The sequence below is a fragment of the Paraburkholderia sp. A1RI-2L genome (genome assembly GCF_048957375.1).
In the GTDB taxonomy this organism is placed as follows: Bacteria; Pseudomonadota; Gammaproteobacteria; order Burkholderiales; family Burkholderiaceae; genus Paraburkholderia.
Map to the genome: position 1 here is coordinate 674376 of NZ_JARBTA010000001.1, position 22306 is coordinate 696681.

Below are 22306 nucleotides of genomic sequence, written 5' to 3' on the forward strand. Positions count from 1 at the left end.
TGCGAGGCGCAGGTGCCAGGATGACTGACGGCGCAGCCGGAACCCTGAACGACGACTGGCCCGCACCCGAGGCGGGCATGAACGCCGACGACGCCGACTTCGCGTCGTCCGACGGCGATCGCGCGCGCGCGGTGCGCCCGCCCGCGCGTGGCGCGCGCAAGTCGTCGTCCGCGGCGCACGGCGAACTGGCCGAAGGCGCTGACGTCACGCTCGAGCGCGGCCCTTCATCGCGCACCTCGCGCAAGACCAGCGCACGTTCCACCTTGCCGCGCGCGCCGCGCAGCGCGACGCCCGATTACCGCGTCGCCGAGCAACCCGCATTCGTGCTGCACAGCTATCCCTGGCGCGAAACCAGCCTCATCATCGACGTGCTCACGCGCGATCACGGCCGCGTCGCGCTCGTTGCGAAGGGCGCCAAGCGTCCGCACTCGACGCTGCGCGGCGTGCTGCAAACCTTCCAGCCGCTCACGCTTTCGTGGACCGGCAAGGGCGAAGTGCGCACGCTCACCGGCGCCGAATGGGTGGGCGGCATGCTGCCGCTGGCCGGCGACGCGCTGCTGTGCGGCTTCTACGTCAACGAGCTGCTCGTGAAGTTCTGCGCGCGCGAAGATCCTCATCCGCCGCTGTTTCGCCACTACGTCGTGACGATGACGCGCCTCGCGCACGACGAGCCGCCCGTGCAGGTCCTGCGCTCGTTCGAGCGCGTGCTGCTGCGCGAGACTGGCTATGCGCTCGCGCTCAACCGCACGGTGAACCGCAAGGCCGTGGTGGCCGAGGGGCGCTACGTGTTCGATCCCGAGCGCGGCGTGCGCGAGGCCTCCGACGAATGGCCGGCGCAATGGCCCGTGCTTTCCGGCCAGACGTTGCTCGATATGGAAGAGGACGATTACCATCGACCCCAGACCGTCGCGCAGAGTAAGGCGCTGATGCGTTTCCTGTTGCACACTTACCTTGGCGGCACGCCGCTTGCGACGCGCCAGATCCTGATCGACCTGCAGAATCTATGAGCTTCTTCCTTACTTCGCCTAATGTGATCGACCTCGGCGTCAATATCGATCACGTCGCCACGCTGCGCAACGCGCGCGGCACCGCTTACCCTGACCCGATCCGCGCGGCGCTGCTTGCCGAAGAAGCGGGCGCCGATGTCATCACGCTGCATCTGCGCGAGGATCGCCGGCATATCGTTGATGCCGATGTGCGCAAGCTGCGTCCGCTGCTCAAGACGCGCATGAACCTCGAATGCGCGGTCACGGCCGAGATGCTCGACATCGCGTGCGAGATCAAGCCGCAAGATGTCTGCCTCGTGCCCGAGAAGCGCGCCGAATTGACCACTGAAGGCGGCCTCGACGTGGCAGGGCAATTCGATGCTGTGGCCGCTGCTTGCCGGCAACTGGCCGATGCGGGCATCCGCGTGTCGCTCTTCATCGACCCGGACGAGACGCAGATTCGCGCAGCGCACGAAACCGGCGCGCCTGTGATCGAGCTGCACACGGGCCGCTATGCCGAAGCGCACGCGGCCGCCGAGCAGCAGCGCGAGTTCGAGCGCGTGGTGCTGGGCGTGAATTGCGGCATCGGCCTCGGGCTGAAGGTGAACGCGGGTCACGGGCTGCACTACACGAACGTGCAGCAGATTGCCGCCATCGACGGCATTCACGAGCTCAACATCGGTCACGCGATCGTCGCGCAGGCGATCTTCGCGGGCTGGGAGAACGCGGTGCGCGAGATGAAGGCGATCATGGTTGCGGCACGTCTTGCCGCGACGCGTGCGTGACCACGATCTGATTGACCCGCTCATTGGCCCTCCCGGCGACGAGGAATGCATGGCGATTTACGGCATCGGTACCGACATCATCCAGGTGAGCCGCGTTGCGGCCGTCATGGAGCGCACCAACGGGCGCTTTGCGCAGCGCGTGCTCGGCCCCGACGAACTCGCGGTTTATGAAGCGCGCAAGGCGCGTTCGGAAAAGCGCGGGCTTGCCTATCTGTGCACGCGGTTTTCCGCGAAGGAAGCATTCTCGAAAGCCATCGGCCTCGGCATCCACATGCCGATGACCTGGCGCGCCGTGCAGACGCTCAACGCGCCCGGCGGCAAGCCGTACATGGTGGCCTCGGGCGAGCTCGCGCAATGGCTTCAGGCGCGCGGCATCACCACGCAGGTCTCGATTACCGACGAACAGGACTACGCGGTCTCATTCGTGGTCGCCGAAACGGGTCACCCCGCCGATCAGCCGATGCGCTGATTTTCAATCACGCCGCGCCCGGCAGACGCCGCGCGCGGTTTTTTCATGCCCATTCAACGCCAGATCGATCGATGAAGAGAATTCCCGGACCGGTCATGCTCGACGTGGTCGGCACGACGCTCAACGACGACGACATCCGCCGTCTCGCGCATCCCTCAACCGGCGGTGTGATCCTGTTCGCGCGCCACTACGAAAACCGCGCGCAGCTCGTCGCGCTCACGGACGCCATCCGCGCGGTGCGCGAGGACCTGCTGATCGCCGTCGACCACGAGGGCGGCCGCGTGCAGCGTTTTCGCACCGATGGCTTCACGGTGCTGCCCGCGATGGGGCGCATCGGCGCGCTGTGGGACAAGGACGTGCTGCTCGCCACCAAGCTGGCCACGTCGGTCGGCTATATCCTGGCGAGCGAGCTGCGCGCCTGCGGTATCGACTTGAGCTTCACGCCCGTGCTCGATCTGGGCTACGGTCAGTCGAAGGTGGTGGGCGACCGCGCGTTCCATCGCGACCCGCGTGTCGTCACGCTGCTCGCCAAGAGCCTTAATCACGGTCTCGCGCTCGCGGGCATGGCGAACTGCGGCAAGCATTTTCCGGGTCACGGCTTCGCGACTGCGGACTCGCACGTCGCGGTGCCGGTGGATGACCGCCCGCTCGAGTCGATTCTCGGCGAGGACGCGCAGCCGTATGACTGGCTCGGCCTCTCGCTCGCGGCTGCCATGCCGGGTCACGTGATCTATCCGAAGGTCGACTCGAAGCCGGCTGGCTTCTCGCGCATCTGGGTGCAGGAGATTCTGCGCGAGCGCCTGCGTTTCACGGGTGCGATCTTCAGCGACGATCTCTCGATGGAGGCCGCGCGCCAGGGCGGCACGCTGACCGAGGGCGCTCGGGCGGCGATCGAGGCGGGCTGCGACATGGTGCTGATCTGCAACCAGCCGCACGAGGCGGAGAAGGTGCTCGACGCGCTGCGCACCGCCGAGCCCACGCGCGAAGCGCAGGCGTCGGCGAAACGCATCAGGCGGCTGCGTCCGCGCGGCAAGGCGCTGCGCTGGGACAAGCTCGTGGCCGACCCGGCCTATCTGTCCGCACAGGCGTTGTTGCGTACCGTGTTGCCTTGAGCGTCGCTCGCGCGGGCGGTCGCATGTCACGCGTTACGTAACACGGCGCGCGCGCACGGCTCCCAAAAACGAAACGGCGGCCCTTCGAATTCGAAGTGAATTCAAAGGGCCGCCGTTCTTTTCGTGCGTCAGAAACGTCGCGGGCGTCAGTTCAGCCGCATGCGCTGAAGCTTGTTGTAAAGCGTTTTCGGGCTGATGCCGAGGAGCGACGCTGCACGATGGCGCGTGCCGCCCACGGCGTCGAGCGTGGCGCGGATCAGCATTTCCTCGACGTCGGCGAGCGGCGTGCCGACCGTGACCTGCACGCGGCCGCCGTTGACTTCGCGCGGCGAGACGCCGCTGGTTTCCTCGGCCTGCAAGGTTTCGAGGATGTCGCCGGATGCATGCCACGCGCGCTCCACGCGCTCGTGCAACTCGCGCACATTGCCGGGCCAGTCGTAGGTAAGGCACTCGCGCAGGAAGGTGGGCGCGACAAGCCGGGTCGTGCCGGTAAGGCCGCGTGCGTGCGCTTCGAGATTGAGTTCGTCGATACGCGCTGCGGCGAGCAGCGCCGCGTCGTCTTCACGCTCGCGCAGCGGTGGCAATTGCACCGACGCCGCATCGAGACGCATCCACAGATCCTCGTGCAGCAGGCCCTGCCGGACCGCGTCGCGCGGCACCGCGCGCGTGGCGGCAATGAGGCGGAAATCGGTGCCCACTTCGCTGTTGCCGCCCACGCGCATGAAGGTCTGCGAATCGAGCGCGCGCAGCAGCACTTGCTGTTCGGCGCGCGGCAACTCGGTGAGTTCGTCGATGAAGAGCGTGCCGCCGCTCGCCTGATCAACGAGACCGGGCTCGCGCTGCTCCGCGCCGTTGAACGCACCGCGCTCGTGGCCGAAGAGCAGGCTCGCGAGCGGGCGCCCGGCGGCGGCTTCGGCCGCTCGCGCATGTGCGTCGCAGACGATGAACGGCCCCTTGCGGCGGCGGCTCAGTTGATGCAGCGTGCGCGCCGCCACTTCCTTGCCGGTACCGGCTTCGCCGTGCACGAGGATCGCCGATTCGGTGGGCGCGAGTTGTTCGAGCGCGTCGTAGACGTGCTGGATCGCGTTGCTGCGGCCCACCATCGGGCCGAAGCGGCCGAGTTCGCGCAGCATTGCACGCAGCGCGCGGACTTCCTCGGTTAGCTCGTATGGGCGCGGAATGCGTGCTAGCAGGCTGCGCAGGCGCGGAATATTGACGGGCTTGAGCAGGTAGTCCCAGATGCCGTGGCGCAGCCCTTCGATCGCGCTTTCGACGGTCGCATTGCCGGTCATGACGATCACGGGCAACGCGCCGCCGGGCGGCTGGGCGGGCAGGTGAGGCAGCAGCTCCAGGCCGCCGCCGTCGGGCAGGTTCAGGTCGACGAGCACGACGTCGGGGATGAAGCGTGCCAAAGCCGCGCGCGCATCGGCGAGCGTGGCCGCGGTATCGACGGAAAAGCCGTCGGCGGCCAGGATGGCCGAGAGGCCGGACAGGCTGTTGGGATCGTCTTCGACAATCAGGGCGTGGGGCATGGTGGAAGCGGCTTACGGATGAGCGCGGGTGTGCCGGGCGGGCACGCTTGCGCGCATGCCCGGCTGGCGGCGAGCAGGCGCGACGTGGCGGCGTACTGCAGCGCGGCACGATACAGGTGATTTCACGGAGATCACCGAGATGTCTCGAAGTATGTTGTTCAGTTCCGGTCCTCCCAGATTGACGGCAGGCGCGCGGCGATGCGCGAGCCCGCTGCAACGTGCAACGCTCAAGCCGTACTACCCCCATGCTGCAAGCAAGCTGCCTCGTCGAGCGCCGCCGCGACCGTGCCGCGAGCCGCTTCATCCGTCAATCGATCCGTGCCGATCCGTGGTGTGGTCCGTGCGCTTCGCTGTTCGAGCTTCATGAGCGCGTCGTCCACGAGCTTGCTCCGGATGTTCCAGGTCCTGCCTGGCCACGGCTTGCATGCAGAAACGTCGTTATTCATTGTGTGTTTCTCGCGGTCCAGAGAGAGGCGACGCTCGCGGGCTGCGGCATCGCGAGAGCATCTCAAAAAGAACCAGCAGAAACCGTGCCATGAGTGCTGTGCCTTACCGCTGCGAGATGCGCGTGATTTGCGTCCCTGAATAAACCGGTAAGGATTTCCCATGTAGTCACAAACATACACGTTCGTGAAAAAAAGAAAAAGCGCCCCACGGGGCGCTTTTATTTTTTGCATTCGCCATGCGTCGAGATGGCGTTGCGTGCGCTAGCCAGAACGTTGCGGATACACTCGCACGTCGCAGGCGAACGCGTCAGGCGCGGCTGCGGTACTCGTTCGTACGCGTGTCGATTTCGATCTTGTCGCCGATGTTGCAGAAGAGCGGCACTTGCAGTTCGAAACCGGTGTTCAGCTTGGCGTTCTTCAGGACCTTGCCCGACGACGTGTCGCCCTTGACGGCCGGTTCCGTATAGATGATTTCGCGCACGAGCACGGTCGGCAGTTCGACCGAGATGGCCTTCTCGTTGTAGAACACGACTTCGCAAGCCATGCCGTCTTCGAGGTAGTGCAGGGCGTCGCCCATCATCTCGCCTTCGACTTCGTACTGGTTGTAGTCGGCGTCCATGAACACGTACATCGGGTCGGCGAAATACGAGTACGTCACTTCCTTGCGATCGAGCACGACGACGTCGAATTTGTCGTCAGCCTTGTACACGGTTTCCATGCCCGCGCCGGTCAGCAGGTTCTTGAACTTCATCTTGACGACGGCGGCGTTGCGGCCCGATTTGTTGTACTCGGCCTTCTGCACGACCATGGCGTCGTTGCCAATCATCACGACGTTGCCGACGCGGAGTTCCTGTGCGGTCTTCATAATAAAAAACAGTCCTGTCCAGATTAAATAGCTTCGAGTGTGCGCGACGGCAAACGTCGCAAGCGGTTCGAATGGTGTGTCCCCTTGATGACTGGGGGAACGAAAATCGAAGCGCTTGAGACGGGTGCCGTCGGGTAACCGCTTATTTTAACTGAGTTTTTGCGAATTCGGCTAGATTTCCGCCGAGATCGCCGGCTTGCGCCAGTTCGCTCGACCATGCCTGCGCCCGGGCCTTGAACTCGGGCAAATATTGCGCAAAATCGCGCCAGTCGGGTGAGGGCAGTGGAATCTGCGGGGGCGCGTCGACGGCGTTGGGCGTCCGGTCCGCGCCACCGACCGTATGGGCGTCGTTGCCGTTCCAGGCGTGCCAGAAGCGCGCGAGCGCGTTGCGCGGCGCTTCGTCGAGCGTGCGCGCATAGTGTTCGAGCGCCGCATCGAGCTTGGGCAGATGGGCGTCGTCCCCCTGCGGGTATATCTGCCAGACGAACGGCCGGGCGGCCCATTGCGCACGCACGAACGAATCCTCGCCGCGCACGAAATTGAGGTCGCTGACCCATAGCAGCGCGTCGTAGCCGCGCTGCTCTGTGAAGGCGAGGCCATACGCGCGCAGCGACCCGCGCTCGGCGCGTGCGTGGGCGTCGAACGACGCGACGCCGAAAAAACGCGCAAGTGAGCCGGAGATGCGGCCCTGCGGCACGAGCAGCACGATCGGCGTCGGACTACTGCACCATTGTTCGAGCAGCGCGTCGACGGCGGGGTTTTCGTAAGCGAAGAGCGAGATCACCGTGGCTTGCGGACCGGGCGGCGGGCCGCCGGTGGCGTTTTGCCACCACGCGGCGCGCGCGTCGTCCGAGCGTTCGAACGCAGCGCGCGCCGCATCCAGGTCGCGCTCCTTGAGCACGCCGCCGGTGCCGGGGCCGAGGCCCGGGAAAAAGAAGTACTTGAGCAGCGGGTAGCGCGGATGCGGCGAGGGGCGCAGATGGAAATCGGCGACCCAGTCTTCGGCGCTCAGGTATTCGAGGTTCAGCCACACGGGCGTGCGCTCGCGCTGCGCCATCGCGGCCACATAGACGCCCGGCAGTTCGCAGGCGAACGCTTCGATCACCACGTCGGCGATCTGGAGCGTCTCGCCGGCGTGCTCGGGCTCGTGCCAGTGTTCGATCACGACATCTTCGACGATCTGCGTCGCCCGCCCGGGATCGAGCGCGGGACACAGCTTCTGGAACGCATGCAGATCGTCGACGAAGATGCGCACTTCCCAGCCGTGCTCGTGCGCAAGCTGGCGCGCGAGGCGCCAGCACACGCCGATGTCGCCGAAATTGTCGATCACGGCGCAAAAGATGTCGCAGGCGATGCGCGCTGTGGCTGCTGATTCAGCCGCTGATTTGGCTGCATCTGCTGCCGCGTCGCGTTGGCTGTTTGCTGCGAGACGTTTGCTGTGTGGCATGACGGAGGTGGGGGCAGGTGCGGGGGCCGCAAGCACGGCCATCGAGGCCATACCGGCCAACGAAGCCGACGGGCTCGGCCCGCGCGCGGAATGATCTAAACTTGCGATTCTAAGACACCCGCATGATGGCGTCGCGCAGGCGGCGCGGCCTGCCGGCCGACGCCACCCCACGCCCCCAGACTGGATGACCGCTTCCACCGATCCCGACGTTTTCGACCCGAAAGAGGTCCTGGCACAGCTCCCGCATTTGCCCGGCGTGTATCGCTATTACGACGTGCAGGGCGCGGTGCTCTACGTGGGCAAGGCGCGCGACCTGAAAAAGCGCGTGTCGAGCTACTTCACGAAGACGCAGCTTTCGCCGCGCATCGCCATGATGGTCACGCGCATCGCGCGCATCGAGACCACGGTGACGCGCTCGGAGGCCGAAGCGTTGCTGCTCGAGAACAACCTCATCAAGGCGCTGACGCCGCGCTACAACATCCTCTTTCGCGACGACAAGTCGTATCCGTTTCTCAAGCTCACGGGTCACAAGTTTCCGCGCATGGCGTACTACCGTGGCGCGGTCGATCGTAATAACCAGTACTTCGGGCCGTTTCCGAGTGCTTCGGCGGTGCGCGAGAGCATTCAGATCCTGCAGCGCGTGTTTCAGCTGCGCACCTGTGAAGACTCGGTCTTCAACAACCGCACGCGGCCGTGCCTGCTGCATCAGATCGCGCGTTGCACCGCGCCGTGCGTGGGCGCGATCAGCGCCGACGATTACGCGCGCGACGTGAGCAACGCTTCGCGCTTTCTGCTTGGCCGTCAGAACGAGGTGATGAAGGAGCTGGAGACCAAGATGCATGCGTTCGCAGCCGAGCTGAAGTTCGAGCAGGCGGCGGCGGTGCGCAATCAGATGAGCTCGCTCGCTACGGTGCTGCATCAACAAGTCATCGAAACCGGCGGCGAGAGCGACGTCGATATTCTTGCGGTGGTGGCGCTGGGCGGGCGGGTCTGCGTGAATCTCGCAATGGTGCGCGGCGGCCGGCATCTGGGCGACAAGGCGTATTTCCCGACCCATGTCGAACGTGCGCTGACCGACGAGGAAGGCGGCGTCGCCGAGGAGATCGACGGCGAGACCGTGCTGGCGGCATCGGCGCTGAAGTCGTTGCCGTCGCTCGCGCGCAAGGCCATGGTGTCCGCTGCGGGCGCGCATGCTGGCGAGGATGGCGAGGAAAGCCGTGAAGAAAGCCGCGACGTGCGCGAGCCTGCCTGCGAAGACGCCGAGGCCGATCCGCTCGCGTTCGCAGCGGATCTCGCGAACGAGGCGCAGGAAGGCGAGGCGGGCGCCGATTCCACGGCGTCCACTCGTGCAAGGGCGCGCCGCAAGCGCGAGACGGGCATCGAATCCGAAGTGCTCGACGCGTTCATCGCCCAGCATTACTTCGGCAACCGCGTGCCGCCAGTGCTCGTGGTGAGCCATCCGCCGGCGAACTGCGAACTCGTCGACGTACTCAGCGAGCAGGCCGGCCACAAGGTCACGCTGCTGCGCCAGCCGCAGGGGCAAAAGCGCGCCTGGCTCGCGATGGCCGAGCAGAACGCGCGGCTTGCGCTCGCACGCCTGCTTTCGGAGCAAGGATCGCAGCAGGCGCGCACGCGCACGCTCGCGCAGATGCTCGGGCTCGAACTCGACGACCTCGCGCATCTGCGCATCGAGTGCTTCGACATCAGCCATACGATGGGCGAGGCGACCCAGGCGTCGTGCGTCGTCTATCACCATCACAAGATGCAGTCGGGCGAGTACCGGCGCTACAACATCACCGGCATCACGGGCGGCGACGACTATGCGGCCATGCGCCAGGTGCTCACGCGGCGCTACGAAAAGATGGTTGCACAATCGGCGCGCAACGATGCCGATGCGGGTGATGAAGCGCAGGTCTCGCCAATGTCCGGCGCGACCGATGGTACTGAGGATGCCGATGTCAGCATGGCGCAGCCCGAAGGCGCACAATCACCCGCGCCCGGCGGCACGCTGCCGAACATCGTGCTGATCGATGGCGGCAAAGGCCAGGTCGAGATCGCGCGCCAGGTGTTCGACGAGCTGGGGCTCGACCCCGCGATGCTGGTGGGCGTGGCCAAGGGCGAGGGGCGCAAGGTCGGTCTCGAGACCCTTGTATTCGCCGACGGCCGCGCGCCGCTCGAACTCGGCAAGGAGAGCGCGGCGCTGATGCTGGTCGCGCAGATCCGCGACGAGGCACACCGCTTCGCAATCACCGGCATGCGCGCGAAGCGCGGCAAGACGCGCCAGACCTCGCGGCTCGAAGAGCTCGAGGGGGTGGGCGCGAAACGCCGTCAACGCCTGCTCGCGCGCTTTGGCGGCCTGCGCGGCGTGATGGCCGCGAGCGTGGAGGATCTGGCAAGCGTGGAGGGCATTTCGCACGCGCTTGCCGAACAGATCTATCAGCAGCTTCATTGAGCCCGCGATTAACCTCGCGGTTGACTTCGCGGTTGACTTCGCGGTTGACTTCGCGGTTGACTTCGCGGCCGCGCCACCCGCCGCGTTGCCTTACGTTTGCTTGTGGCAGGTCCGGTGACGCGGCACAATTGCATCTCCCATCATTGCAATCTCCCCCTGACAGACTGCGCCACACGATGCCGTTCAATATTCCAATTCTTCTGACATGGCTGCGGATTGTGCTGATTCCGCTCGTGGTTGGCGTGTTTTATCTGCCGGAAACGATGCTGAGCCCGATGCACCAGAATATCGCGGCGATGGTGATCTTCGTGCTCGCGGCGCTCACCGACTGGTTCGACGGCTATCTCGCGCGGAAGTGGAATCAAACCTCGTCGTTCGGCGCGTTCCTCGACCCAGTGGCCGACAAGCTGATGGTGACGGCTGCACTGCTGGTGCTCGTGCGCCTGCAACGTCTTGACGCAGCCATTGCGCTCGTGATCGTGGGCCGCGAGATCGCCATTTCGGCGCTGCGCGAATGGATGGCGCAGATCGGCGCGTCAAAAAGTGTTGCTGTAAACCAGCTCGGCAAGTTCAAGACGGCCTGCCAGATGGTGGCGATCCCCATGCTGCTGTTCTATGCGCCGCTGACGGTCGGCGGCCACACGTTGTTCGACTCGCGCGTGTGGGGCACGTGGCTCGTCTACGTGGCAGCCGTGCTGACGATCTGGTCGATGCTCTATTACATGAAGCTCGCGTGGCCGCAGATACGCGAGCGGGGGAGCCTGTAAGCGGCGCAGCCTGGACTTCCCGCGAATCTTTTTTAAAAAGATCACCCGAGGGGGTTGACACGATTCAGCGGCTTATACATAATCTCACTTCTCCGCTGCACGACAAGCAGCAAACGAAGCAGATGCGGTGGAGATCGCTGAAGTTAAGCGGTAAATCAGCGGCAAAGCAGGAAGATGCGGGAGTAGCTCAGTTGGTAGAGCGCAACCTTGCCAAGGTTGAGGTCGCGAGTTCGAGACTCGTCTCCCGCTCCAGATTTTAGGGGCAGCGTTTTTGCGGTAGTGCGGCAGTAACGTAAAACGAGGCGCCGGAGCAGTAAAAAGTGTTCGGCAGTAAAAATGCGGGAGTAGCTCAGTTGGTAGAGCGCAACCTTGCCAAGGTTGAGGTCGCGAGTTCGAGACTCGTCTCCCGCTCCAGAATTCCGGGGAAGCAGCGCTTCCCCTTTTGTTTGGCAGGCCGTTTTTACGAGGCGGCTGCCGCACAGAATCTGGCCGATGGTTGTGCGCGCAAGCAGTGCAGTGTGCGCGGAACATCGAACAGTCCGCTTTTGGCGCGATAGCAAAGCGGTTATGCAGCGGCCTGCAAAGCCGTGTAGGCCGGTTCGACTCCGGCTCGCGCCTCCAGGTAAGACAAGAAAAGCCACCTTCGGGTGGCTTTTCTTTTTTCTACCTCGCATTCGATGCCTGGTTAAACGGATGATGTGCCGTCCCGCGAGTTCGAGCACAATCGATGCATCGCTTCCTCCGGACTTTCCCATGCCCATCGAGCTCCCCGAAGATGCGCGCGCTGCCGCGATTGCGTCGATCCAGCGCTACTTCGACGCCAACATGGACGAGCCGATCGGCAATGTCGCTGCGGGCGGCCTGTTGGGCTTCTTTCTCGATGAGATCGCGCCTGCCGTCTATAACCGCGCGATCGCCGATGCGCAGGACCGCATGCAGGCGCGCATCGTCGAACTCGACATCGATCTCCACGAAGAACCGTTTCAGTACTGGCGCAAGTTCGACTTGCCGCGCCGGCGCAAGTGAGCCGCTGCGGAGCCGGCCGCCGTATGTGCAGTTTGTGCCGTGCGTGCGCCGCAAGGCATAATCGGCGTTTCAGCACGTCCTGACGGAAATCCCATGATTGCGCAGCCTCCCGCATTGCCGACGGCACAACTCGACTGGCAATGGACCGCATTCGATGCGCTTTCTTCGCGCGATGTCTACGAAATGCTCCGGCTGCGTTCGGCTGTGTTCGTGGTCGAGCAAAACTGCGTGTACGGCGATATCGATGGGCTCGACGGCGATGCCTGGCATCTGTTCGCCTGGGGCGAGCGGGGCGGGGCGCGCGAGTTGGCGGGCTATCTGCGGGTGCTGCTGCCCGACGCGCAGGATCCGGACATACGCATCGGCCGCGTGGTGACGTCGCCGAACTTTCGCGGCATCAAGCTCGGCAATGGCTTGCTCGAACGCGCGATCGCGCACATCGCGCGGCAATGGCCGGGCGTGCCGATGCGGCTGCACGCCCAGGCGCATTTGCAGAAGTTCTACGGTGCGTTCGGCTTCGAGCCGGTTTCGGAGATCCACGACGAAGACGGCATCCCGCACGTGTGGATGCGTTCAGAGCAGTGCTCCGAGTAGTCCTCCGAGTAGTGTTCCGTATAGACGTTTTGCGCGCGCTCAGGTGTGCTGGGCGCTGTGCGAACGCCGTTCGGGTTCGCGCGCACCTCGCGTGCGCTTAAGCCGTCCGCGCGCCGAAAGCCGAATCCAGTGACGCAGCGCGATCAACGCGCCAACCACGCTCATCATCGATCCCGGGATCCACAGAAGCAGGCCGCCGATCTGCTGGTCGCGCATGGGCGAGAGCCATGTGAACGCGCGTCCGCAAATCGAATAGATCGGATAGAGCTCGTGCGGCGTAAAGAAAATGAACGCGCCGAGCACGATTTGCGGCGGAATGGCCGCGATCACGACCAGCACGCGCTTGCCGGGCGCGAGGCGCGCGGGCGGCGCGGGGCGCGGATCGAGCACGAGCCACCAGAACAGCAGGCCGTCGATCACCATGCTCCAGTTCATCACGCGGTAGAGCCGCCAGTCGAGCATGGCGACGAAGTGGATCGGTGAGAGCAGCCAGAAGTAGATGAGCCCGACGAACAGCGTCACCGCGACCACCGGATGCATGACGACGTCGAGCATCGCTCGCAGCGGCCGCGCGTTCAACGCGGGCCGCACGAAGCGTTGCCGCCACGCGAACGGGATGCCGGCGCGCAGCGCCGCGCCCGGATAAGCGAGCGCGATGAAGAACGGCCCGAGGTGATGGAGCACGAGATGCTGCGCGCGGTGCATGAAGAACTCATGCTCGAAGAAGTAGTCGAGCCGTGTATGCAGCGCGACATAGAGCGCGCCCAGGCCGAACCAGAAGGAGATCCGGCGCGGCAGCGAGACCCTCGCATGACGCTGGCCGCGTATGAACAGCGCCGCCGCCAGGGTTACGGCGATCACCACCGTTGGCGACGGCTCCCACGGGTCGAGCCAGTAGAGCAGGTTCATCGCGGTTTTTTACGCTGATTCGTGGCGCGGGTCTTCATCGCCGTATTACTGCTGCGACGGCGGCTTCACCGCGAACGGCGTGTCGAGCGTCGCGCCGTCCGAGAACTGCAGCTTCACGTGCACGGTGTCGCCGGGTGCGATCTTGTGCTTCGCGTGCTCCAGCATCAGGTGATAGCCGCCTGGTGCGATCGCGAGCGTGCCGTGCGCGGGTACCGTGGCCTTGTGCACCATCACCATCTTCTGCGTCGAGCCGTTCGAAACGGTCTGATGCAGCATCACCATGCCGTAGTCGTCGCTCGTCACGTTCACGAGGTCGACCGGCTTGTCGCTGTCGTTTTTCAGCGTGACGTAACCCGCTGCCGGCAGATCGTTGGGCAGCCAGCGGACCCATGGGTTCTGCGCGGTGAGCGCGGCGTCGGCTGCATGCGCCGCAGGGGCGAACGCAGCGAACGTGCAGGCGAGGGCGCAGCCGAGCGCGGCGCTCCAGCGGGTCATGGGGTTCATGCGAGTCACGCTGTGGGACTTCATTTTCATCGTCATGGCAGTTCCTGTTGCGGGTGGTCCGAAAACCGGGTTGAGGGTCGCGCCGGCGCCTACGCCGCCGGGCCGATGACGCGGCGCACGTCGTGTGCGATGGCGTCGGGCGAGTCCTTGTCGGTGGCGAGCAGGCGCGCGCGGCCCTGCGCGTCGAACACGTAGACGGCCGAGCTGTGCGTGACGTCGTAGCTGCCGTCGGGGTCGCGCTGTTCCATCTGATACGCCACGCGATAGCGTTTTGCCAGCGACTCGATTTGCGCATCGGTGCCGGTGAGGCCGAGCGCATGCTGAGCATCGAACGCGCGCACATAGGCGTGCAGCGCTTGCGGCGTGTCGCGTGCGGGATCGACGCTGATGAAGAGTATCCGCACATGCTGTGCGTCGGGTCCCAGTTCCGCTATGACCTGCATCAGACGCGCCATCGTTTCCGGGCAGACATCCGGACAATGCGTGTAGCCGAAGTACACCAGCGTGGTATTGCCGCGCAGATCGGCACTTGTGATGGGCTTGCCGCTGTCTTCGGTGAGCGCGAAGGTGAGATCGGGCAGATGGCCGCTTACGTCGGTGAGTTGCCACGGCTCGGCTGCCCGCGTGCAGGCGCCAAGGAGTACCGAGCCGGCGGTGAGCGTCAACAGTACCGCGAGGCGTGTACGGCGCCAGCGGGCAAGGTGGGCCAGGGCGCGGGAGGCGAAATGCGACGAATGTGAAGCGTCGAACTCGGGGAACAAAGGCTCTCTCGTTAAATCGATTTACAAGGACGTGGGCGTGATCAGCTCGCGCCGTGTCGCTGGACTGTAGCAAAATTGGGTGCTCGCTGCGGCGCGCGGCTCGGCGCGGCGGCATGGCAGGGTCAATTTGACGCACGTAGTGTGCCGGCCGAAGCCCATCTGCGTGGGCAGGAAACTTGCGGCAACAAGGCTCCGGCGTAAAAAGCGTCGGAACACATCGGCGTCGACAGCGTATTCGTCATCGAGTGTCAGGCTGGCGTGACAAGGCCGTCGCAACGGCCGCGCAGGCTTTCCTTTCTCGAAAATCAGGACGATGCGCGGTAAGATGCGCACACTTTCTTTCGGCGGGCGAACGCTCGCCGGATCACCGCCCGGTTCATGCGCCGAGGGACGAAACGAACGTAATGCAAGTACTTCCGGCTGAATTGCCGTTCGACAAGACGGCGTTTTTCTTCGATTTCGACGGCACGCTCGTCGACCTTGCGCCCACGCCCGATGGCGTGCTGGTGCGCCCCGACATGCTGGCGCTGCTCACCGTGCTGCGCCGTGCGACGCACGGCGCAGTGGCCGTCGTGTCCGGGCGCGGCGTCGAAAGCATCGATTCTTTCCTCGGCATGCCCGATTTGCCCGTCGCGGGCCTGCACGGTGCGGAGCGCCGCGACGCGAACGGCGATACGCAGCGCGTCGGCTTCAATGATCAACGTCTTCTGCACATGGAGCAGGTGCTCGCCGAAGTGGTGCGCACGCACGTGGGCATGCTGCTCGAGATCAAAGGCGCGGCGCTCGCGCTCCACTACCGCAATGCGCCCGAGCACGAGAACGTTGCGCGTGTGGCCACTGAAAAGCTCGCGGCCGAATTTGCCGATGCCTACGTGCTGCAACCCGGCAAGATGGTCTACGAGATCAAGCCGAAGGACGTCGACAAGGGCCGCGCACTGCGCGCTTTTCTCGACGAGCCGCCGTTCGCGGGCCGCACGCCGGTGTTCGCCGGCGATGATTTGACCGACGAGAAGGGCTTCGCCGTGGTCAATGCCGAGGGTGGCCTGTCGATCAAGGTCGGCGGCGGCGACACGATCGCGAAAACGCGCGTCGAGTCGGTCGAAGCGCTGCTCGTATGGCTCGACGCACTCGTCGCGACGGCCCGCGGCGTCTGATCGGCGCCTGCTTTGGCGCCTGCTTTGGCGCATAGGCGGCCGTACCTCATTTCTTTTCTGCACGGAACCTGCATCTCATGAGCCGATTGATCATCGTGTCGAACCGGGTCGCGCCGATTTCCGAAGGCGGCCCGGCTGCGGGCGGTCTTGCGGTCGGCGTCTATGACGCGCTCAAGGAAACCGGTGGCATGTGGTTCGGCTGGAGCGGCGAAGTGCTCTCGTCCGGCCAGCCGCAGATCCAGCTCGAGGAGCGCGGCCCGGTGACTTTCGCGACCATCGGCCTGCTGCGCCGCGATTACGACCAGTACTACCGCGGCTTCTCGAACGCCACGCTCTGGCCGGCGTTCCACTATCGCGCCGATCTCGTGCAGTACGACCGCAACGAATACGCAGGCTATTGCCGCGTGAACGCGTGGCTCGCGCAGCAGCTCGTGCCGCTTCTGCGCGAGGAGGACGTCATCTGGGTCCACGACTATCACCTGATTCCGTTCGCGGGGGCGTTGCGCGCGGCGGGCGTGAAAAACCGCATCGGCTTCTTCCTGCATATTCCGTTTCCGGCTTCGCAGGTGCTGCTGGCGGTGCCGCCGCACCGTGAGCTGGCTCAGGCGCTGTGCTCGTTCGACCTGCTCGGTTTCCAGACCAAGCCCGACTTGCGCGCATTCTGCGATTACATCGTGAACGAGGCGGGCGGCTCGATCGCGAAGCGCACCGATGGCCTCACGCAGATCGAGGCGTTCGGCAAGACGCTGTGCGCGAACGATTATCCGATCGGCGTCTATCCCGACGAAGTCGCCGAGCTCGCAAAAGACGGCGAGCGTGGCAAGCCGGTGCGCACGCTCAAGGCCACCCTGCATGGCCGCAAGGTCATCATGAGCGTGGACCGGCTCGATTACTCGAAGGGTCTCGTCGAGCGCTTTCGTGCGTTCGAGCGGCTGCTCGAGCATGCTCCCGGGCAGCGCAACAAGGTGTCGTTCGTGCAGATCGCGCCGCCCACGCGCGCCGACCTGCACGCGTATCAGGACATCCGCCTGCGGCTCGAGGCCGAGTCGGGGCGCATCAACGGCCGCTTTGCCGAGCTCGACTGGACGCCGATCTGGTACATCCACCGCCAGTACGAACGCGCCGTGCTCGCGGCGCTCTTTCGCGCTTCGCATGTGGGCTACGTGACGCCGCTGCGCGATGGCATGAATCTCGTCGCGAAGGAATACGTTTCCGCGCAGGATCCCGAGAATCCGGGCGTGCTGGTGCTCTCGTGCTTCGCGGGCGCTGCACAGGAATTGGGCGGAGCGCTGATCGTGAATCCGCTCGACATCGACGGCATGGCCGATGCGCTAGGCAAGGCGCTCGCGATGCCGCTCGCCGAGCGCCTCGCACGCTATAACGACATGATGGTCCAATTGCGCGAGAACAATGTTTCGGTCTGGCGCGATCGCTTCATGCGCGATTTGACGGGCGTTGGCGCGCGCGCTGGCGTGTCGTTGCCGACCGTGGAACCCGCGCAACAACCGTAGGGGCAAGGCACGCCCCGATGTGTCCCAAGCACACCGGGCGCCGCCGAAAACGAAAAAGCCGCTTCTTGCAGGAAGCGGCTTTTTCATTTCGTGCGCGCGGCGCGCACAAGGCGCCTGGCGGCTTACATCAGGCGACGTGTTTTTCGTCGGCCTTTTTGCTGCCCAGATGGAGCGTGGACTGCTTGCCATACTGCTTCGCGAGCAGGTCGCGGTACAGGCCCGGGCGATTGCGCAGTTCCTCGGGACTGCCATCGTCGATCACCTTGCCCGAACTCATCACGATGATGCGGTCGAAGTTGTGCAGCGTGGAGAGCCGGTGCGCAATGGCGATCACGGTGCGGCCCACCATCAGCCGGTCGAGCGCGTGCTGGATGGCTTCTTCCGAGGCGCTGTCGAGCGCCGAGGTGGCTTCGTCGAGCAACAGGATCGGCGAATTCTTGAGAATCGCGCGCGCGATCGCGATGCGCTGGCGCTGGCCGCCCGAGAGCTTCACGCCGCGGTCGCCCACGATCGTGTCGTAGCCTTCGGGCATGGCCTCGATGAAATCGGCGCAACGCGCCTCGCGGGCCGCGGCGAGCACTTCCTCGCGGCTGGCGTCAGGGCGGCCATAGGCGATGTTCTCGTAGATCGAGCGGTGCAGCAGGGAAATGTCCTGCGGCACGAGCGCGATGGCGTGGCGCAGGCTGTCCTGCGTGACATGGGCGATGTCCTGGCCGTCGATCTTGATCGAGCCGCTCTGGGTGTCGTAGAAGTGCTGCAGCAGCGCGAGCACGGTGGTCTTGCCCGCGCCCGACTTGCCGATCAGGCCCACGCGCTGGCCCGCCTCGATTTGCAGGTCGAAGTGATCGAGGATCGGCTTGCGGTGCGGGTACGCGAAGGTGACGCCTTCGAAGTCCACACGGCCGCCTTGGGCCACGAGTTCGGTGGCGTCGTCGCGGTCGGGCATGCCGTGCGGCTCGAGCAGCGTCTGCACGGCTTCGGCCAGACGCGCGACGTGCTGCGTGACGTCCACGAGCGCTACGGCCAGATCGCGCGTGCCGTGCAGGATCGTGAAGCCGAGCGAACTCACCAGCACGATGTCGCCTGACGTGGCCTTGCCCTGGTCCCAGAGCCACAGCGCCCAGCCGAGCAGGCCGGCCGAGAGCATCGCCGTGATGACGGCGTGCAGCAGGCGCAGCTTTTCCAGATAGAGCAGGCTCGCGCGGCGCGCGTCCAGTTCGGATTTCACCGTCGAGCCGAAGCGTTTTTGCTCGCGCAGCGTCATGCCGAAGGCGCGCACGAGCGCCATGTTGCCGATCACGTCGACGAGTTCGCCATCCACGGCGGCCGCCCTGGCGGCGAACGTGTGATGGCGCGCCGAGCCACGCCCGGCAAGCTTGAAGAGAATGATCGAAAGGATCGCCGAGCACAGCAGCAGGCCCGCCGCCATCAACGGATTGACCGAAGTGATCATGACGATGGCGCCGGCCACGGCGATGCACGGCGGCAGCACGTTCCAGGCAGTGGTGTTCTCGGCCGTGTAGACGGCGTTCGAGGTGGCGGTGATGCGGCTTGCAAGCGTGCCGGGCTGCTTTTCCGCGTAGTAGGTGTTCGAGTGGCCGCTCAGGTACTGAAAGAGGTCGCGCCTCAAGTCGCCCGTGACGGTGACGAAGGTGTGCGCGGCGAACCAGCCGCCTACCCGCCAGAGCAGGTTGTCGGCGGCAATCAGGCCGACGAGGACCGCGAATGCCGTCCACAGCGGACCGGGATGGTGGCGGCCCGCGCCGAGCACGTCGATCAGATGCTTGATCGCGTACTGCGAGGCGAGTGCGCAGCCCACGGCTGCGAACACGCTCGTGAGCACGACGGCATGGGCGAACGGATGGCGCTTGATATAGCGGAACAGGAACGCAAGTGGCCGCCGCGCATAGCTCGCGAGCTTTGCGTTGTGGGCGTTACGCTGGGCGATGGTCAGATGTTGTTCCAATTGATCGATGTTCGGTCTGGCGGAGCGTTGTCCGTGCAAGGTAGAAAAAGAGACAAGAAGGCGCGCAACGGCAAACCTGGCGGAATTTCCACATTGTAAACACCCCGGGGGCGAGCCGCACGGCTCGTGCCCGAGGGACGCGAATCTTATCGCGACTATGCCGCAGCGAGGACTCCTTGAGGACATGGTGTCGCGCCGGAGGCTCGGTGGGTTTTCATGGCACTTTTCGAGATACAATTACAGATTCCGTTGTGGCACGCCAAATGTGCTCACATGACGCGCCGTAGCGTAGGCACGACCCGCCCCGAGCCGCACTATCCAGAAAATCAGGGCCAGATAAAACAGTAATTTAACCCCGATTCCGAAGCTGCGCTGCTCGAAAACGAACCCCAAATCTAGAACGGGCTTAAAAAACAAGGGGTTGCGGAGTGTTTCCACTTTGTAACAACGTAAAGAGTTTGAAATCTCGTAGTCGGCTATGGGTGCAAACCCGGAGAATGCCGACTCGAACAGCGTAGGGAATTTGACAGCATGAATGTCAACGACCGCGAACCCTGCGCGTTTACCGCCTGAACCGCCGCTTGTGTCAACACGACACTTCACAACTGCGTCGGTCTGTGTGCCGGCCTGCCGGCGCGGTTAGCGGTACGGAACGCCTGGTGGGGCGAGCGGCAAGGAAGCCGCGGCTCGCGAGGTCGATTGTCAAAATTGCAGTACTTAGCCCGATTATTTCGAGGAAGGAGTTCACCACTATGCGAATCGCTCAAATTGCTCCGTTGCACGAGGCGGTTCCTCCCAAGCTCTACGGCGGCACGGAACGGGTGGTCTCCTACCTGACCGAAGCGCTGGTCGAGCAAGGGCACGACGTCACGCTCTTCGCGAGCGGCGATTCGGTTACCTCGGCAAAGCTCGAAGCATTCTGGCCGCAGGCCCTGCGCCTCGACCCGACGATTCGCGACGTGATGGCTCCGCACATGCTGCTGCTCGAAGAAGTGCGCCGCCGCGCGGACGAATTCGACGTGCTGCACTTCCACATCGACTATTACCCGTTCTCGCTGTTCCAGCGTCAGCCGGTGCCGTTCGTCACGACCATGCACGGTCGTCTCGACCTGCCCGAACTGCAGCCGATCTTCAACGCGTTCAGCGACGTGCCGGTGGTCTCGATCTCGGACAACCAGCGCCTCCCGCTGCAGCAAGCCGCGTGGCAGCAGACCGTCTACCACGGCCTGCCGGAAGACGTGCTCAAGCCGATTCCGAATGTCGAGCCCGGCTACCTCGCTTTCCTCGGCCGTGTCTCGCCGGAGAAGGGTCTCGACAAGGCGATTCGTATCGCCGGTCAGGCGGGCATGAAGCTCAAGGTCGCCGCCAAGATCGACAAGGCCGACCGCGCCTATTATGAAGAAGTCATCAAGCCGCTGATGGCGCTGCCGCACGTCGAGTACATCGGTGAAATCGGCGAGCACGAAAAGCGTGAGTTCCTCGGCAATGCGCATGCGCTGGTGTTCCCGATCGACTGGCCGGAGCCCTTCGGTCTCGTCATGATCGAAGCCATGGCCTGCGGTACGCCGGTCATCGCGTTCAAGCGCGGCTCGGTGCCGGAAGTGATCGAGAATGGTGTGTCGGGCTTCGTCGTCGAAGACGAGATCAGCGCAGTCGCGGCGGTCAAGCGTCTGTCGACGCTGTCGCGCGAGAAAGTGCGTGGCGCGTTCGAGGCACGCTTCTCGTCGAAGGTGATGGCACGCAACTACGTTGCCGTGTACGAAGATCTGCTGCGCCAAAAGCACCGCACGGTGCTGCGCGAAGTCAACGCCGGCTAACTGGCGTCTGCCGGATCTGCGCGTTTGCATGGCAGGCGCGCAGACAACCCCGGGCAAGCCGCCACTCCAACGCCCCGGTGCTGTGCACCGGGGCGTTGTCGCATTTTCGCCGCATCCGGGTGCGGAACAATGCAAACGCATCTGCGAGCGTGAGGGGTGGCGGCAATGTCCCTATAATGGCCGTTCCGCGAAATCCGCAATTCATTGACGACAGCCGCGCATGATAACCGCGCAAGACGACGTTGCATGACGACCACAGCGCAACAAAAACGCGACCTCAGGAGAAGTGCCTTGGCGAGATCCCGACCGACGCGCGCCGCCGCCGTTCCCGGTGCCGGGAAGCTGTTCGCGCTGCGCGCAATCGGTGTCGTGATTCTTGCGCGCTGGCTCCACTCGATGGGAGACATGAACTTCCTGGTCGCGCTGCGGGGCATGGCTTCGTCGCCGGTCGCGTGCCTGAATCTCATCTTCCTGTTTCTGCTGATCGTGCTGCCCGGCGGGAAGGCCCGCGCCGAACGACCGTTTCATCCGCTGCCTCAATGGCTGCGCCAGGCGTTGCGCGTCTTCGGCGTGTTGGGCTGTTTGTTCGCGTTGTGGTCGATTGGCATGTTCGTGTGGGCCGACGGCTGGCGGCGCGCGGTGCAAGCGATCGAGGCCACCAACGGTTGGCTCGTCGTGGCGCCGGCGCTTTATGCGGCCGTGGTCTGGATCTGCCGCCCGCGCGCACTGTGGCGCACCAACGTGGCGGCGCGACGCTTCGCGATCGGGCGCTACGCCATATCGGTCGACGCGGTCACCCGCACCACGGTTGTGTGGCTGGAGAGCCGCAAGGTCGGGCAGTACGATGCGCGGGAACTGTCGGTGCGCTGGCCGGCGGATAGTCAGCCGGCAGCCGATGCGGCACACTTCGCACCGGTTGCTGAATCGGCCACCCCGAGTGCATTGACGACGCCGGTCTCATCGCCCGGGCGCGCCGCGCCGGCGCACAGCGCCGGGCGCCGGCCGAAGATCGAATTGCTGTGGGATTCGCCGGCAGCGGCGGGTCACAATCGCCAGACCGTTCTGCGCGTGAGGCTCGCTACGGAAGGCGACCGCGTCGCTGCGCGCGCACTCGACGCCGTTCTGAAACAGGTCCGGCCCGTCGTGGCAGCGTGAAGGCGCGCCGGGCGGACCGCCCGGCAGTGCCGCTTCAGGCAATCCCCG

19 protein-coding genes and 3 tRNA genes are annotated in these 22306 nt (G+C 64.8%); 15 read left to right on the forward strand and 7 right to left on the reverse strand.

Features of this window, described 5'->3' with window-relative positions:
* The first annotated feature begins 20 nt into the window (after positions 1 to 20).
* The 4 genes from recO to nagZ all read left to right on the forward strand — a co-directional run bounded on the left by recO (position 21) and on the right by nagZ (position 3352).
* Entirely contained in the window at positions 21 to 1007 is a 987-nt protein-coding gene (gene recO, locus PWP93_RS03250; RefSeq protein WP_421043441.1) for a DNA repair protein RecO, read from the forward strand.
* Complete coding sequence (gene pdxJ, locus PWP93_RS03255; protein WP_421024368.1) at positions 1004 to 1771, forward strand: pyridoxine 5'-phosphate synthase; 768 nt, start codon at positions 1004 to 1006, stop codon at positions 1769 to 1771. Before recO ends, pdxJ begins: the two co-directional genes overlap by 4 nt.
* Positions 1772 to 1820: 49 nt before the next feature.
* Entirely contained in the window at positions 1821 to 2240 is a 420-nt protein-coding gene (gene acpS / locus PWP93_RS03260; protein WP_421024367.1) for a holo-ACP synthase, read from the forward strand.
* Positions 2241 to 2311: 71 nt separating this feature from the next.
* Entirely contained in the window at positions 2312 to 3352 is a 1041-nt protein-coding gene (gene nagZ / locus PWP93_RS03265; protein ID WP_421043442.1) for a beta-N-acetylhexosaminidase, read from the forward strand.
* A gap of 146 nt (positions 3353 to 3498) precedes the next feature.
* Here nagZ and PWP93_RS03270 read toward each other — a convergent pair whose 3' ends face one another.
* From PWP93_RS03270 to earP, 3 genes are all read right to left on the reverse strand, one after another.
* On the reverse strand, positions 3499 to 4884 hold the full coding sequence (locus tag PWP93_RS03270) for a sigma-54-dependent transcriptional regulator (protein WP_421043443.1): 1386 nt from the start codon (positions 4882 to 4884) through the stop codon (positions 3499 to 3501).
* Positions 4885 to 5637: 753 nt separating this feature from the next.
* The gene (efp, locus tag PWP93_RS03275) at positions 5638 to 6195 is read right to left on the reverse strand and encodes an elongation factor P (protein WP_421024363.1); all 558 of its coding nucleotides are present in this window, start codon (positions 6193 to 6195) and stop codon (positions 5638 to 5640) included.
* Positions 6196 to 6337: 142 nt separating this feature from the next.
* Entirely contained in the window at positions 6338 to 7642 is a 1305-nt protein-coding gene (earP, locus tag PWP93_RS03280; RefSeq protein WP_421043444.1) for an elongation factor P maturation arginine rhamnosyltransferase EarP, read from the reverse strand.
* A 184-nt stretch (positions 7643 to 7826) separates the two neighbouring features.
* Between earP and uvrC the strand changes: the two genes are divergently transcribed.
* The 7 genes from uvrC to PWP93_RS03315 all read left to right on the forward strand — a co-directional run bounded on the left by uvrC (position 7827) and on the right by PWP93_RS03315 (position 12481).
* The gene (gene uvrC / locus PWP93_RS03285; RefSeq protein ID WP_421043445.1) at positions 7827 to 10094 is read left to right on the forward strand and encodes an excinuclease ABC subunit UvrC; all 2268 of its coding nucleotides are present in this window, start codon (positions 7827 to 7829) and stop codon (positions 10092 to 10094) included.
* Positions 10095 to 10270: 176 nt separating this feature from the next.
* The gene (gene pgsA, locus PWP93_RS03290; protein ID WP_421043446.1) at positions 10271 to 10861 is read left to right on the forward strand and encodes a CDP-diacylglycerol--glycerol-3-phosphate 3-phosphatidyltransferase; all 591 of its coding nucleotides are present in this window, start codon (positions 10271 to 10273) and stop codon (positions 10859 to 10861) included.
* Positions 10862 to 11037: 176 nt separating this feature from the next.
* Positions 11038 to 11113 (forward strand) — tRNA-Gly (locus PWP93_RS03295).
* A gap of 86 nt (positions 11114 to 11199) precedes the next feature.
* Positions 11200 to 11275 (forward strand) — tRNA-Gly (locus PWP93_RS03300).
* Positions 11276 to 11408: 133 nt separating this feature from the next.
* Positions 11409 to 11482: transfer RNA gene (locus tag PWP93_RS03305), tRNA-Cys, on the forward strand.
* Positions 11483 to 11614: 132 nt separating this feature from the next.
* Complete coding sequence (locus PWP93_RS03310) at positions 11615 to 11887, forward strand: DUF2164 domain-containing protein (protein ID WP_421043447.1); 273 nt, start codon at positions 11615 to 11617, stop codon at positions 11885 to 11887.
* A gap of 93 nt (positions 11888 to 11980) precedes the next feature.
* The gene (locus tag PWP93_RS03315; RefSeq protein WP_421043448.1) at positions 11981 to 12481 is read left to right on the forward strand and encodes a GNAT family N-acetyltransferase; all 501 of its coding nucleotides are present in this window, start codon (positions 11981 to 11983) and stop codon (positions 12479 to 12481) included.
* Positions 12482 to 12520: 39 nt separating this feature from the next.
* On the opposite strand, the gene PWP93_RS03320 is transcribed toward PWP93_RS03315, so the two are convergent.
* The 3 genes from PWP93_RS03320 to PWP93_RS03330 all read right to left on the reverse strand — a co-directional run bounded on the left by PWP93_RS03320 (position 12521) and on the right by PWP93_RS03330 (position 14604).
* Positions 12521 to 13390: a cytochrome c oxidase assembly protein gene (locus PWP93_RS03320; protein ID WP_421043449.1), complete on the reverse strand. Its 870-nt coding sequence runs from the start codon at positions 13388 to 13390 to the stop codon at positions 12521 to 12523.
* A 45-nt stretch (positions 13391 to 13435) separates the two neighbouring features.
* Positions 13436 to 13894 (reverse strand): copper chaperone PCu(A)C, encoded by a 459-nt coding sequence (locus tag PWP93_RS03325; protein ID WP_421044994.1) that lies wholly within the window; start codon positions 13892 to 13894, stop codon positions 13436 to 13438.
* A gap of 89 nt (positions 13895 to 13983) precedes the next feature.
* Positions 13984 to 14604 (reverse strand): SCO family protein, encoded by a 621-nt coding sequence (locus PWP93_RS03330; protein WP_421044995.1) that lies wholly within the window; start codon positions 14602 to 14604, stop codon positions 13984 to 13986.
* Positions 14605 to 15059: 455 nt separating this feature from the next.
* Here PWP93_RS03330 and otsB point away from each other — a divergent pair, with 455 nt between their 5' ends.
* Positions 15060 to 15809, forward strand: a complete 750-nt coding sequence (gene otsB / locus PWP93_RS03335; protein WP_421043450.1) for a trehalose-phosphatase — start codon at positions 15060 to 15062, stop codon at positions 15807 to 15809.
* 77 nt (positions 15810 to 15886) lie between these two features.
* Positions 15887 to 17320: an alpha,alpha-trehalose-phosphate synthase (UDP-forming) gene (gene otsA / locus PWP93_RS03340; RefSeq protein WP_421043451.1), complete on the forward strand. Its 1434-nt coding sequence runs from the start codon at positions 15887 to 15889 to the stop codon at positions 17318 to 17320.
* A gap of 127 nt (positions 17321 to 17447) precedes the next feature.
* Here the strand turns inward: otsA and PWP93_RS03345 are convergent, their stop codons facing one another.
* Entirely contained in the window at positions 17448 to 19295 is a 1848-nt protein-coding gene (locus PWP93_RS03345) for an ABC transporter ATP-binding protein (RefSeq protein WP_421044996.1), read from the reverse strand.
* A gap of 743 nt (positions 19296 to 20038) precedes the next feature.
* Here PWP93_RS03345 and PWP93_RS03350 point away from each other — a divergent pair.
* Both PWP93_RS03350 and PWP93_RS03355 read left to right on the forward strand, forming a co-directional pair.
* Positions 20039 to 21103, forward strand: a complete 1065-nt coding sequence (locus PWP93_RS03350) for a glycosyltransferase family 4 protein (protein ID WP_421024354.1) — start codon at positions 20039 to 20041, stop codon at positions 21101 to 21103.
* Positions 21104 to 21394: 291 nt separating this feature from the next.
* On the forward strand, positions 21395 to 22258 hold the full coding sequence (locus tag PWP93_RS03355) for a hypothetical protein (protein WP_421043452.1): 864 nt from the start codon (positions 21395 to 21397) through the stop codon (positions 22256 to 22258).
* The last annotated feature ends 48 nt before the right edge of the window (positions 22259 to 22306 follow it).